Origin of the sequence: Kitasatospora paranensis (assembly GCF_039544005.1) — a bacterium.
GTDB lineage: Bacteria > Actinomycetota > Actinomycetes > Streptomycetales > Streptomycetaceae > Kitasatospora > Kitasatospora paranensis.
Genome location: NZ_BAABKV010000001.1, coordinates 1,098,499 through 1,112,007, shown reverse-complemented (window position 1 = coordinate 1,112,007; position 13,509 = coordinate 1,098,499). Strand labels below are relative to the sequence as shown.

General features: G+C 71.8%; 8 protein-coding genes and 1 pseudogene. 5 read left to right on the top strand and 4 right to left on the bottom strand.

Translation table 11 applies throughout. The annotated features are described in order from the left end of the window. The first annotated feature begins 94 nt into the window (after positions 1 to 94). Positions 95 to 1,638: pseudogene (locus ABEB13_RS05650) on the top strand (FMN-binding glutamate synthase family protein). A gap of 191 nt (positions 1,639 to 1,829) precedes the next feature. Here ABEB13_RS05650 and ABEB13_RS05645 read toward each other — a convergent pair. Then, positions 1,830 to 3,068, bottom strand: coding sequence for a citrate synthase (locus ABEB13_RS05645; RefSeq protein ID WP_345704552.1), 1,239 nt, complete (start codon positions 3,066 to 3,068; stop codon positions 1,830 to 1,832). A 139-nt stretch (positions 3,069 to 3,207) separates the two neighbouring features. On the opposite strand from ABEB13_RS05645, the gene ABEB13_RS05640 reads away from it, so the two are divergent. Beyond that, positions 3,208 to 4,359, top strand: coding sequence for a citrate synthase/methylcitrate synthase (locus tag ABEB13_RS05640; RefSeq protein WP_345704551.1), 1,152 nt, complete (start codon positions 3,208 to 3,210; stop codon positions 4,357 to 4,359). A gap of 83 nt (positions 4,360 to 4,442) precedes the next feature. Here ABEB13_RS05640 and ABEB13_RS05635 read toward each other — a convergent pair whose 3' ends face one another. The 3 genes from ABEB13_RS05635 to ABEB13_RS40315 form a co-directional block, all read right to left on the bottom strand. Continuing rightward, complete coding sequence (locus ABEB13_RS05635; RefSeq protein WP_345704550.1) at positions 4,443 to 6,551, bottom strand: cellulose binding domain-containing protein; 2,109 nt, start codon at positions 6,549 to 6,551, stop codon at positions 4,443 to 4,445. Between the two features lie 366 nt (positions 6,552 to 6,917). Further along, on the bottom strand, positions 6,918 to 8,120 hold the full coding sequence (locus ABEB13_RS05630) for a putative Ig domain-containing protein (protein WP_425559866.1): 1,203 nt from the start codon (positions 8,118 to 8,120) through the stop codon (positions 6,918 to 6,920). Further along, complete coding sequence (locus ABEB13_RS40315) at positions 8,117 to 8,509, bottom strand: hypothetical protein (RefSeq protein WP_425559865.1); 393 nt, start codon at positions 8,507 to 8,509, stop codon at positions 8,117 to 8,119. Before ABEB13_RS40315 ends, ABEB13_RS05630 begins: the two co-directional genes overlap by 4 nt. Positions 8,510 to 9,217: 708 nt before the next feature. On the opposite strand from ABEB13_RS40315, the gene ABEB13_RS40310 reads away from it, so the two are divergent. The 3 genes from ABEB13_RS40310 (at position 9,218) to ABEB13_RS05610 (ending at position 13,475) form a co-directional block, all read left to right on the top strand. Next, positions 9,218 to 10,870 (top strand): carbohydrate binding domain-containing protein, encoded by a 1,653-nt coding sequence (locus ABEB13_RS40310; RefSeq protein WP_417466426.1) that lies wholly within the window; start codon positions 9,218 to 9,220, stop codon positions 10,868 to 10,870. 179 nt (positions 10,871 to 11,049) lie between these two features. Then, entirely contained in the window at positions 11,050 to 11,307 is a 258-nt protein-coding gene (locus ABEB13_RS05615; RefSeq protein WP_345709550.1) for a GNAT family N-acetyltransferase, read from the top strand. A 374-nt stretch (positions 11,308 to 11,681) separates the two neighbouring features. Further along, positions 11,682 to 13,475: an adenylyl cyclase gene (locus ABEB13_RS05610; RefSeq protein ID WP_345704549.1), complete on the top strand. Its 1,794-nt coding sequence runs from the start codon at positions 11,682 to 11,684 to the stop codon at positions 13,473 to 13,475. Positions 13,476 to 13,509 lie beyond the last annotated feature (34 nt).

The following is a 13,509-nucleotide window of genomic DNA, read 5'->3' as shown; positions in this document are numbered from 1 at the left end:
TGCCTGCTCGGCCGTGCGCCCGCCGTCCGACACCCCACCCGACATGATGGCTCCACCGCATGGCGACGGAGCCATGCATCGAGGAGGAACGTCCATGCAAGCCCGGAAGATCGGGGCGGCCGCCGCAACAGCGGTGGCGCTTCTGGCTGCCCGCGACCTCGTCCAGAAGCGGCACGCGCTGCTCCGGAACTTCCCGGTGCTCGGTCACGCCCGGTACCTGTTGGAGACGATCGGGCCGGAGCTGCGGCAGTACATCGTGACCTCCAACGAGGAGGAGCGTCCGTTCAGCCGTGACCAGCGCACGTGGATCTACGCGTCGGCGAAGGAGGAGAACAACTACTCCGGGTTCGGCACCGAGGTCGACGTCGAGCACGTCCAGGGGCACGCCTACGTCAAGCAGCGCACGTTCGCCGCCGCCCGGCCCGACCTGCACGATCCGCAGGCTCCGCTGCCCTCGGCCAAGGTGCTCGGCGGGCCGCGCGGGCGGGCCAGGGCGTTCCGGCCGGCGAGCGTCGTGAACATCTCGGCGATGAGCTTCGGATCCCTCTCCGGCTCGGCCGTCACGGCGCTCAACCGAGGAGCGGCGCTGGCAGGCACGATGCACAACACCGGCGAGGAGGCCTCTCGCCGTACCACCGCAACGGCGGTGACCTCGTCCTCCAGCTCGGCACGGCGTACTTCGGCTGCCGCAACGAGGACGGCACCTTCAACCTCGACAAGCTCAAGGACGTGGTCGCCGGTGCGCCGGTCAAGGCGATCGAGATCAAGCTCTCGCAGGGCGCCAAGCCGGGCCTGGGCGGGATGCTGCCGGGCGCGAAGGTGACCCCCGAGATCGCCGGGATCCGCGGCATCGAGGCGGGCAAGGACTGTGCGTCCCCGTCGCGGCACACCGCGTTCCACGACGTCGACTCGATGCTCGACTTCGTCGAGTTGATCGCCGCCGAGACCGGGGTGCCGGTCGGGGTCAAGAGCGCGGTGGGGGAGACGGGCTTCTGGCAGGAGCTGGCCACGCTGATGGCGCGTGGTGACCGCGGGGTCGACTTCGTGACGATCGACGGCGGCGAGGGCGGCACCGGTGCGGCGCCGCGGATGTTCGCCGACTCGGTGTCGCTGCCGTTCCGGATGGGCTTCTCCCGGGTCTACGGCACCTTCGCCGAGCTGGGGCTGACCGACGACCTGACCTTCATCGGCTCCGGCAAGCTCGGCCTGCCCGAGAACGCCGCAGTCGCCTTCGCCCTGGGTGTCGACATGATCAACGTGGCCCGCGAGGCCATGCTGTCGATCGGCTGCATCCAGGCGCAGAAGTGCCACACCGACAAGTGCCCCACCGGCATCGCGACCCAGAACCCGTGGCTGGCCCGCGGCATCGACCCGACCTCGAAGGCCGAGCGGGCCGCCAACTACCTGCGGACCCTGCGCAAGGAGCTGATGAAGGTCTCGGCAGCGGTCGGCGTCGCCCACCCGGCACTCATCACGGCCGACGACATCGAGATCATGAACGGCGACTACGAGGCCCGCACCCTGGCCGGCGTCTACGGCTACAAGGAGGGCTGGGGAGAGCTCGGCCCGCACCTCGCCGAGGAGATCACGGCCCTCCTCGCCGCCGCGCCGGCCCCGCTCCGGAAGCCGGCGGTCTGACGCGCCGGCCGCGGCCGACGACGACACGACGTGAGGGGCGGGACCGCCAAACGGTGGGCTCCGGAGCCGGGGAATCCCCGGCCCCGGACCCCACCCGGCGAAACCCCCGAACGCCCCGGGGCCCGGCCAGCCTGGCCGGGGCGGGGCGGGGCGACGGCGCATCGGGCGCTGACGCAGGCGCGTCGGCTGCGTCAGGACGCGGGCGACCCTGCCCGCAGGTCCTGCGGGCGCGGCCCGGTGTAGCTGCCGCGGGCGCGCATCCGCAGCGGCTCCTCGCGGTACTCCTCCACCGCGTGGGCCAGCCAGCCCGGCGTGCGGGCCACCGCGAAGACCACCTCGCCGGCGTCCGCCGGCAGCCCGGCGGCCAGGGCCATGGCGGCCAGGGCCAGGTCGACGTTGGCCCGCAGGGCCGGGCGCCCCGCCGGGCCGGCCGCCGCCTCCACCTCGGCGACCGCCGCCACCACGGCGGCGCCGCCGTCGAGCTGCCCCACCGCGTCGAGCAGGGCCACCGCCCGGGGGTCACCCTCCGGGTAGAGCCGGTGGCCGAGGCCCGGGATCGGCCGGCCGGTGCGCAGGTAGTCGGAGACCACCGGTACGGCGCCGCCGGCCAGGACCTCGCCGAGCATCCGGTGCGCCAGCGGGCTGGCCGCGCCGTGCAGCGGGCCGTCGGTGGCGCCGAGCCCGGCGGAGACCACCGCGTAGGGATGGGCCCGGGCCGAGGCCGCCACCCGGGCGGCCACCGTGGAGACCGCCAACTCGTGGTCGAGCAGCAGCACCAGGGCGCGGTCCAGGCAGGCCAGTGCCTCCGGCGAGGGGGCGGCGGTGGCCAGCCGGCTCCACAGTCGTGCCGCCAGCGAGGCGTCGGGCCCGGGGACAGGCGCGGTGCGCGGCAGTGCCTCCACCATTCCGGCGATCAGGGCCGCCCCGGCCGCGTGCACGGTCTGCTCACGCAGGTCGAAGCGGAGCGGGTCGAGCGCGGCGGCGACGGTGGCCGAGATCCGGAGCCGGTCGGGCAGCCGGATCCCGTCGGGCAGTGCGGCGGCGGCCCGGGCCAGCGCCTCGGCGGTGGCGGGCGGGACGCGCAGCGCCACCGGGGCGTCGGCGCCCATCCCCCAGAACCATCCGATCGCGGCCTCGAAGCCGTGCCGGGCGGCCAGTTCCACGGCGTCCCGGCCGCGGTAATAGAGCCGGCCGTCCTCGATCAGGGTCAGGCCGGTCCGCACCGTGACCGGCTCGTCGGCCGGTGGACGCACCGGGGTGCGGCGACCGCGGGCGGCCAGTTCGGCCACCTCGCCCGCGTCGAAGGTGCTGCCCTTGCCGCCCGGGGCCCGCTCGCTGCTGAGCTGGCCGCGGCTCGCGTAGGCGTACACCGTCTCCACCTTGACGCCGAGCTGCTCGGCGACCTGCTGGGTGGTCAAGCGTCCGGCCATGGTTCGCCCTCGTCCTCCTGCCGTATCCCGATGATGATCCACAGTATTGCACATTGATCAGGATCAACATTGACAACATCGATCAATGATCGGAGAGTACAGAACGTCCACGGAATCACCCACGAAAGGGGCCACTGCCATGCCGAGCACCACCGAGATCGAGGTCCCGCGCGGCCTGAAGGGCGTCGTGGTCACCGACACCGAGCTCAGCGACGTCCGCGGGCTGGAGGGCTTCTACCACTACCGCCAGTACTCGGCGATAGAGCTCGCCGAGGAGCGCACCCTGGAGGACGTCTGGCACCTGATGCTGCTCGGCGACCTGCCCGACGCCTCCCGCCGCGCCGCCTTCCTCGCCCGCACCGCACCGCTGCGCCGGCTGCCCGACGTACTGCGCCCGCTGCTTCCCGCGCTGGCGGCGGGCACCGTCCACGGCGGTCCGCTCGCAGCCCTGGGTGCTGCGCTCTCGATCGCCGCCGCCGACCGCGGCATCCGGCCGCTCTTCGACACCGGGTCCGACCGGCGGGTCGAGGACGCGCTGTTCGCCGCGGCGCTGGTGCCCACCGTCCTGACCGCGCTGCACCGGCTTCAGCAGGGGCAGCAGCCGGTCGAACCGCGCGACGACCTCGGCCACGCGGCCAACTACCTCTACATGCTGACCGGCGAGGAACCCGAGCCGGCCAAGGCGCGGGCGATCGAGCAGTACCTGATCTCCACGGTGGACCACGGCTTCAACGCCTCCACCTTCACGGTCAGGGTGATCGCCTCCACCGGGGCCGACCTGGTGGCCTGCCTGGTGGGCGGGCTGGGCGCGCTCTCCGGGCCGCTGCACGGCGGTGCGCCGAGCCGGGCGCTGGACACCCTGGACGCGATCGGCACTCCGGAGCGGATCGACGGCTGGATCCGCGAGCGCGTCCTGGCCGGCGACCGGATCATGGGCTTCGGTCACGCCGTCTACCGCACCGAGGATCCGCGCTCGCGGATGCTGCGCGGGATCGCCGAGTCGATCGGCGGCGAACTGGTCGACCTCGCCGTGCAGGTGGAGGTCCAGGTCGAGGCGATCCTGGCCGAGCTGAAGCCCGGTCGTGAACTCCACACCAACGTCGAGTTCTACGCCGGCGTGGTGATGCACCTGTGCGGTCTCCCCAGGGAGATGTTCACCCCCACCTTCGCCGCCGCCCGCGCGATCGGCTGGAGCGCCAACATCCTGGAGCAGGCCGCCGACCCGAAGATCATCCGACCGGCCGCCCGCTACACCGGCCCGGTGGCCCCGCAGCCGCTGCCGACGGCCTGACCGGCCCCGCCGGCCCTGTCGATGTCGGAGAGGCGCTCCGGGTGGGGGCGGCGGGGCCGCTCCCACCCGGGTGGTGGTGCGGATCAGATGATCGTCCGGCAGACCGTTCCGTTCAGCCTGAAGACGGTCGGGGACGGGTTGGCGCCGTTGTTGCCGCCGACGAAGCCGAAGTTGACGGAGTTGCCCCCGTTCGGCGCGAGCTTCGCGTTGTACTGACCGTTGGTCACCCGGACGTGCTGGCCCGTACTGGTGATGTCGGCGTTCCACCACGAGCTCGTGGACTGCCCGGTGGACGGCCAGTCGAAGTCCAGCGTCCAGCCGTTGATGTCCGCCGGGCCGAGGTTGCTCACCACGACGTTGGCGACGAAGCCGTTGCTCCAGCTGGTGGTCACCTGGTAGGAGACCGTGCAGGTGCTGTCGTTCGGCGTGCCGGTGGTGAAGGTCAGCGGGACGGAGGGCCGGGAGAGGCGCCCTGCCTGGTCCCGGGCCAGCACGTTGACCGTGTGCCGGGAGCCCGGCGGCAGGTTGTAGAGCGTGGCGGAGGTGCCGGTGGACGAACCGAGCAGCTGGATGGTGGTGCCGAGCTGCTCGTAGACCTCGTAGCGGTCCACGGCGCCGGTGGTGGCCGGCCAGCTCACCGTGACGGTGTTGGCGCCCACCGAGGTGGTCTGCGGAGCCCCGGGGGTGCCGACAGTGGCGGCGGACGAACCGGTGCCGCTCTTCGGGTGCACGGTCAGCACGGTGACGGAGTACGGGGCCAGGGTAGCCGACGCGGAGGTGGCCGTCCCGGTCGCGTCCACCAGTCCGTCGTCACCGGGCGCCCAGCGCTGGACGGAGGGGGCCGAGGAGTCGGCGGTGAAGCCCAGGTACCGCAGGTCCACGGTGTGTGAGGCGGTGGAACTCTTGTTCAGCAGCAGAACGCTGAGGTCGCCGTCGGCCCGGAGCACCGCGTGCGACGAGACCTGGGCCTCGGAGGCGCCGGAGGCCACCATGGTGTCACCCGGATCGCTCAGGGCGCCCAGCGCCTTGATGCCGTAGTACGGCGCGAACGGGGTGTCGACCGCCGGCTCGCAGACGCTGCCGGAGCAACTGCCGTTCGACAGCATGCCCATGTCGCCGAAGTCGGTCTCACCGCCCACCGTGGTGACGGCGCCGGCGCCGTTGTGGGTGTCCCACCAGTCCACGTTGAAGACGCCGTTCTCCAGGGCCGTGATCATGGCCTCCGCGGCGAACAGGCCGTTGGGGCGGCTGGTGAAGGCGCCGCTGCCGGAGTTGGAGTTCACCTCGGTCATCGCGATGCCGATGTTCGCGGAGTCGGCGCCCGCGTACTGGTTCACCAGGTTGCGCACCTCGCGGAGCTCACCGGGCAGTTGCTGCACGGCGGCGAGCGACTGGTCGCCGTTGCCGGTGTTCGGGTACCAGTGGACGCTGACGAAGTCGACGTCGTGGGCGACGGCGGCGAGCACGGTGTGGTTCCAGTCGCCGCTGTCGCCCGCGGCCACCGATCCGTCCGGCCAGTTGCCGGGCATGGTGAGCACCGCACCGATCCTGACGGTGGGGTCGACGGCCTTCATGACCGCGGCGTAGGCCTTGACCTCCCTGGCGTACTGGTCCGGCGTCTTGTCCGCGTGGGTGTCGTTCTCCCAGCCGCTGCCGTAGACGCCGTTGCCGTAGATCTCGTTGCCGATCTCCCAGTACTTCGCCCCGTAGCCCTTGGTGACGTTGGCGTAGCGGACCCAGTCCGCGGCCTCCTGGGGCGTGCCGGAGCCGTAGTTGGCGATCAGGATCGGCTGGGCGCCGGACGCCTTCACGGTTCCCATGAAGGCGTCGAAGTCGGTGCCCGGGGCGACGTAGCCACCGGGCGCGGTGTTGTCGACCCAGTGGTAGGTGTCGGAGTAGGAGCCGCCCGGGTAGCGCAGTGCGCCGATCCCGGCGGCTTTGTACAGGGAGACCACCTGGGGGTCGTTCATGGACGAGTCCCAGATGGCGGTGTTGGCGCCGAGTGCGGTGGAACCGACGGTGCCCAGGCCCGCGCTCGCGTTGACCGTGACCGTGGTGTCGCCGGTGGCGGCGGGGTCGGCCGCGGCGGCGGGGGTGGACAGCGGCAGTGCCGCGGCCACCACGGCCAGGGCTGCCGAGGCCGTCACGGCGAGGGGGCGGCGGAGCCCGTCTGGTCTCCTGCGGAACAGCATGGGGGTGTTCCTCCCGGGTGATACGCCGGCCCGGGGCCATGCCGCGGAGCCGGACGACGGACGGGTGGGTGTGCGGCGCGGGCGCCGCGTCGACCGTCGACGATGCGTGCGGCGGATGGGGATGGGAGCGCTCCCATGATGGGAGGGAGTGCCTGGCATGTCAATCTTCCTGACACGCCGAGGCGCAGGGCCCGGCCCGGACGCCGGGCGGCCGTCGGCATCCCGGCCCACGGCCGCCGGCGCTCCGCGAGGGCGCAGCCTGCTGCTTCGATACGAGGAGGGGAGTACCGCCGACCGCCGTGCGGCGCACGCGGTCGCACCGATCGGCCCCCGCCGGGTGGCAGGGGCCGACCGGGGTCCGCGGTGTCAGGAGACGTTGACCGCGGTGTCGTCCAGCACGAACGACGTCTGCTTGGTGTAGTCCTCGGCGCCGGTGAACTTCACCGTCACCGTCTGCCCGGCGTACGCGGCCAGGCTGAAGCTGTGCTGCTGGTAGCCGCTGGCGGCATCGGTGTTGGAGTAGGTGGCGAGGGTGGAGAGCACCGCGCCGGAGGAGTTCAGCACCTGGACCTTGAGGGTGTCGAAGACCGTGGTGCCCGAGCCGGCGGTGTCGATGTGCAGCCAGAAGCTCAGGGTGGCGCTGGCGCAGCCGGTCGGCAGGGTGACGGACTGGGCGAGGGTGTCGGTGGTCGTCGTGCCGTACCCGTCCAGCCAGGCGTCGTACGTGCCGGAGTGCGGCGGCTCGCTGGAGCTGCTGTTGATGCTGCTGGAGCCGCCGGAGTTGGTCTCCGTCCAGGAGGCGGTCGAGCCGGCCTCGAAGCCCGGGTTGGTGAGGAGTTGGGCGGCGGTGCACCCGCCGCCGGCCGTGCCGACCGTCCAGGTGAACGAGGCCGAGGCGGAGGGGCCGGTGGAGTCGGTCGCGGTGGCAGTCACGCTGTACGTTCCGGCGGTGGTGGGGGTGCCGCTGATCAGGCCGGTCGTGGCGTTGAGCGTCAGGCCCGCGGGGAGGCCGGTCGCGCCGTAGCCGAGAGTGCCGCCGGCGGTGTCGGTCGCGGCCAGCTGGAGGCCGGTGGCGGTGCCGACGGTGGCGGTGCGGCTGCCGGGATTGGTGAGGGTGACGCTGCCGCTGCCGCTGCCGGTGCCGCTCCCGGAGGCCAGCCAGGCGGTGGCGTTGAGGGCGAGGGCGGCGTCGGTGCCGGCGGGGTCGTCCCAGCCGTTGTAGAGGGTGTTGCCGCTCTGTCCGGTGCCGTCGTCGATGGTGGAGCTGTCGCCCCAGATGGCGACGCGGCCGCTGCCGAAGGTGCTGGTGACGAAGAAGGCGCCGGTGTTGCCGCTGTATCCCGTCCGGTAGACCAGGCCCTTCACCGACGGGTTGTCGGCGGGCTTGAGGGTGAAGGTGGTGCCGTTGCGCAGGATGGAGCCGGTGACGGTGCCGAACGGGCCGTGCAGCACCGGGTCCGAACTGTCGCTGATCGCGCGCGGGTTGTCGGTGGTGATGTTGAGGAGGTCCACCGAGAAGCCGAACGGGTCGGTGTTGTCGACACCGTTGTCGGTCAGCAGGTCGTTCATGATGGCGGGGAGTCCCAGCCGTCGTTGTTGCGGTCGCTGGCGGTGTGGTCGGAGATCAGGAACAGCCCGCCGCCGTGTTGCACGAACGTCATCACCGCGGTCTTCTCGGCGGTGGAGAGCCGGACGTTCGGCTCCGGGAGCACGAAGGTGTCGAAGTTGGCGAGGTCGAGCGCGCCGCCGGTGCCGTAGGTGATGGTGGAGCCGGAGGGCAGGGTCTTGAGGCTGTAGGCGCCGGTCTTCTGCAGGGCGACGCCCCAGGCGGAGAGTGCGCCCGTCCAGCTCGCCTCGGTGGTGGGGTTGGCGTTCTGGGCCAGCGGGTCGGGCTGGCTGGTGCTGATGATCCAGTCGGCGTTCCCGGCGGTCTCCGCCTTGGTGTTGTCGAACAGCACCCGGTGGGGGTGGCGGCAGCGGCAGCCGGGGCCGCGGCGGTTGCGGGGGCGACGGTCGCTGTCGCCGGGGCGGCGGTCGCGGCCTGCGGGGTCGCGGCGAAGCCGGTGAGGGCGGCCAGGGCCGCCGCCGCGAGCGCGAACCGGCTCCTGTGGGCTGGCATGTCGTTTCTGGGCATCCGTCAAACTCCTCGTGCCGTGGGGACAGAGGGCAGAACTACGCGCGTAGGCGCACTGCCGAGAGCAGCATGGGGGTCGCCGACGTCGAGTCACCCCATCATCGGGCAACGGGCGTTTGAACGGAACACGTCGAGCAGTGCGCGCCGCCGGCGGGCGTGGCGGGCGTGGCGGACCTGACAGGGTTGTCGGCGTCGGGCGCCGTCCCCGGAGGACCGCCGGCAGGCGGCGGCAGCGGCGCACTCCTGGCGATTGGTCCAGACCTATTGACCGCGCCTTGTCGCCCCTCCTACGATCCGGTTCGGCACAGCCCCACATGTCCCCACCTCACCCAGAGCCGGGCGTCACGCCCCCACGCGATGGTCATGTCCATGGCGCTCGGCGGGAAGGGAGCACAGCATGTTCCGTCGGAGGTCGCGTACGCCACGCCTGTCGGGCCCGGTCGGCCCCTGCCCGGATCCCGGCCGGCTCGAAGGCGACCGGGCCGGGAACGAGCCGTCCGGAACTCCCCGCCGGCAGAGGGCGACCCGCGCAGTGCAGGCGAACCGGAGCGGCCGCCGCGAGCAGCGTCCCACCGTCCTGCGGCGTTCCCTCGCGGGGGTCAGCGCTGCCGCAGTCATCGGAGCCGGGCTCGCCGTGGCCGGCTCCGTCACGGCCGGGGCCGCCACCCCCAACCTGGTGTCCAATCCCGGATTCGAGAGCGGTCTCTCCGGCTGGACGTGCTCCGGCGGTTCCGGCGCGGCCGTCGGCAGTCCGGTCCACTCCGGCGCCTCCGCGCTCAAGGCCACGCCGGCCGGCCAGGACAACGCCCAGTGCACCCAGACCATCAGCGTGCAGCCCAACTCGCAGTACACGCTGAGCGCCTACGTCCAGGGCAGCTACGTCTACCTGGGCGCCACCGGCACCGGTCTCGCCAGTGACCCGTCCACCTGGACGCCGAGCAGCCCGTCGTACGGCCAGCTCAGCGTCAGCTTCACCACCGGGGCGAACACCACCTCGGTGACCGTCTTCCTGCACGGCTGGTACGGGCAGCCCACGTACTACGCGGACGACGTGTCGCTCACCGGCCCCGGCGGCAGCAGCCCCTCGCCGACCGCCAGCCCGTCGAGCAGCGCTTCCCCGACTGCCAGCCCATCGACCAGTGCGTCGCCGACCGCCAGTCCGTCGACGAGCGCTTCGCCGAGCACCAGTCCGTCGACGAGCGCCTCGCCGACCACCAGCCCCTCGGGCGACACCTGCCCCACGAAGCCCAGGCCGTCGGGCAAGGTGCTGCAGGGGTACTGGGAGAACTGGGACGGTGCCGGCAACGGGGTCCACCCCGGCATGGGCTGGGTCCCCATCACGGACAGCCGGATCGCCGCGCACGGCTACAACGTCATCAACGCCGCCTTTCCGGTGATCCTCTCCGACGGCACCGTGCTGTGGCAGGACGGCATGGACACCAACGTCAAGGTGTCGACCCCCGCCGAGATGTGCCAGGCCAAGGCGGCCGGGGCGACGCTCCTGATGTCGATCGGCGGCGCAGCCGCGGGCATCGACCTGAGTTCCAGCGCCGTCGCCGACAAGTTCGTGGCGACCGTCGTCCCGATCCTCAAGAAGTACAACTTCGACGGGATCGACATCGACATCGAGACCGGCCTGTCCGGCAGCGGCACCATCACCACGCTGTCCGCCTCCCAGTCCAACCTGATCCGCATCATCGACGGCGTGCTGGCCCAGATGCCCGCCGGCTTCGGCCTGACGATGGCACCGGAAACCGCGTACGTCACCGGTGGCAGCGTCACCTACGGATCGATCTGGGGCGCCTACCTGCCGATCATCAAGAAGTACGTCGACAACGGCCGTCTGTGGTGGCTGAACATGCAGTACTACAACGGCAGCATGTACGGCTGCTCCGGCGACTCCTACCAGGCCGGCACCGTCCAGGGCTTCACCGCGCAGACCACGTGCCTGAACAACGGACTGACCATCCAGGGCACCACGGTCAAGGTGCCCTACGACAAGCAGGTGCCCGGGCTGCCGGCCCAGTCCGGCGCGGGCGGCGGCTACATGGCGCCGAGTCTGGTCAGCCAGTCGTGGAACGCCTTCGGCGGTGCCCTGAAGGGGCTCATGACGTGGTCGGTCAACTGGGACGGCTCGAAGGGCTGGACCTTCGGCGACAACGTCAAGTCCCTCCAGGGTCGTTGACCTTCCGCTGACGCTCCGCCGCCTTCTCGCGGACGTCCCGTCGCCTCCCGCCGACGTCCCGCGCCCCGGAGCACCGGGGCGCGGGACGTCCGTCGTCGGCGCGGGGTGCGGAGGCCTTCCGGCGGTGGGAGCCGGCCCGGCCGGCCGGTGTCTTCACCCCGGAGGGCCGGGCGGAGCGGATCGGCAGTGTCGCCCGGAACCGGGGACACGCCGGACGCGCCGTCGAGCTCGCACTGCGGGTGATGACGGACGAACTCGGGCTGCACCGCGCCGAGGCCTCCACCCCTCTCGAGAACCTGCTGTCGCAGCGGGTGCTGCGCCGCAACGGGTTCAGCCCGTCCGGCGTCGCGCACTCCTCGATCCTGCTCGACGGGAGCCGGCGGGACTCGCTGCTGTGGGAGCGGATCCTCGGCGACCGGCCGGTCGCCCCGGGATGAGTTCGAGCGGCTGGTTCCTCGCCCCCTCCGTGCGCACATGACTCGTCGACCCGTCTCCCTGGTCGGTGTGAGGGATGGTCGGCCGGGCAGCCCCAACCGTCGCCCGGTACAGGTGCTGTCGTCAAGACTTCGAGCCGGGAAACCTCGGCGGACGTGCGACGCGGCGATTCCGGCCCTACGTACGGAGCGCCCGAGGCGGGGCCCGATCCCGCCCATTCATCAAGTGAACACGAGTGGCGTTTCGAACCACCCGTTGCCTGCACCCTATTGACGCGGCATGACCCCGATGTTTCACTTCCTCCCGCGAGAGAGCGCTCTCACTCCGTCGAGAACCCTGCCCGGCCCCTCCCCATCCACCCACGCCAGGGAGAGTCATGTCTGTCACCCCGAACCGCAGAACCGTGCTCCGCGGCGCAGCGGTCGCCGCCGCCCTGCCCATGGTCGGCGGCCTCTCGGCCGGCTCGGCCTCGGCCGCGCCGGACGCCCGCGGGACCACCCACCTGGGTGCCAACGTCCTGGTCTTCGACCCCTCCATGGGCGATGCGGCGATCCAGGCCCAGGTCGACGCCGTGTTCAAGATCCAGGAGTCCAACCAGTTCGGCTCCGAGCGGTACGCCCTGGCCTTCAAGCCGGGCACCTACAACGTCGACATCAACGTCGGCTTCTACACGCACGTCCTCGGCCTCGGCGAGAGTCCCGACGATGTGGTGATCAACGGTCACGTCACCTCGGACGCACAGTGGTTCGAGGGCAACGGCACGCAGAACTTCTGGCGGGCCGCCGAGAACCTGTGCATCGTCCCGCCGGACGGCCTGGAGCGCTGGGCGGTCTCCCAGGCGGCCCCGATGCGCCGCACGCACGTCAAGGGCAACATGACCCTGTGGCCGAGCCCGCCCGGCAACCGCTGGTCCAGTGGCGGATTCCTCGCCGACAGCGTGGTGGACGGCCAGGTCGAGTCGGGTTCGCAGCAGCAGTGGCTGTCCCGCAACGACACCTTCGGCAGTTGGACGGGCTCCAACTGGAACATGGTCTTCGTCGGCACCGAGGGTGCTCCCGCGCAGAGCTTCCCCGCCCCTCCGATGACCACGGTCGACCGCACCCCCGTCGTCCGGGAGAAGCCGTTCCTCACCGTCGACGCCCACGGCTCGTACCACGTCTTCGTCCCGGCCCTGCGCCGCAACTCCGCCGGGACGACCTGGGCTTCGGGCAGGGCCGCCGGGCACAGCGTCCCGCTGTCGCACTTCTACGTGGCCCGGCCCGGCGACTCCGCCAGGACGATCAACCGCGCCCTCTCCCAGGGGCAGCACCTGCTGCTCACCCCGGGCATCTACCGGCTCTCCGACCCGCTGCGCGTCTCCCGGCCCGGCACGGTCGTCCTCGGCCTGGGTCTGGCCACCCTCCAGGCCGTCGACGGCAACTCGCTCGTCGAGGTCGCCGATGTCGACGACGTCACCATCGCCTGTGTGCTCCTGGAAACCGCCTCGGCCGGCTCCCGCGTCCTGCTCGGCGTCGGGGACGGCCACAGCCGGAGGAGCCACGCCGCCCGCCCCACCGCGCTCTTCGACGTGTTCGTCCGCGTCGGCGGTTTCGTGCCCGGCGGCACCGAGGTCGGCATCCGGATCGACAGCAACGACGTGATCGTCGACCACGTCTGGATCTGGCGTGCCGACCACGGCCTCGACGGCAGCGTCGGCTGGTCGGTCAACCCCGCCGGCATCGGCTTCCTCGTCAACGGCGACCGGGTCACCACCTACGGCCTGTTCGTCGAGCACTTCCAGAACTACGAGGTGCTCTGGAAGGGCAACCACGGCCGCACCTACTTCTTCCAGAACGAGCACCCCTACGACGTCCCCACCCAGTCCGCCTGGACGCACAACGGCACCAGCGGCTACGCCGCGTACAAGGTCGCCGACTCCGTCACCGACCACCAGGCCTGGGGCCTGGGCAGCTACTGCTTCTTCAACCTGCAGGCCGACATCCACACCGCGCGGGCCTACGAGGTGCCCGACACCCGCGGTGTGGTGCTCACCGACCTGATGACCGTCTGCCTCAACGGCCCCGGCGGCGGAGGCATCCTGCACTGCGTCAACAACAGCGGCGACCCGGTGCAGGACGGCTTCGGCACCTACTTCATGAAGCGCTACTCGAACGGTGTCGCGACCGTCTGACGCACCACCGGGGCGGTGTCCGGTCTCCCGGCAC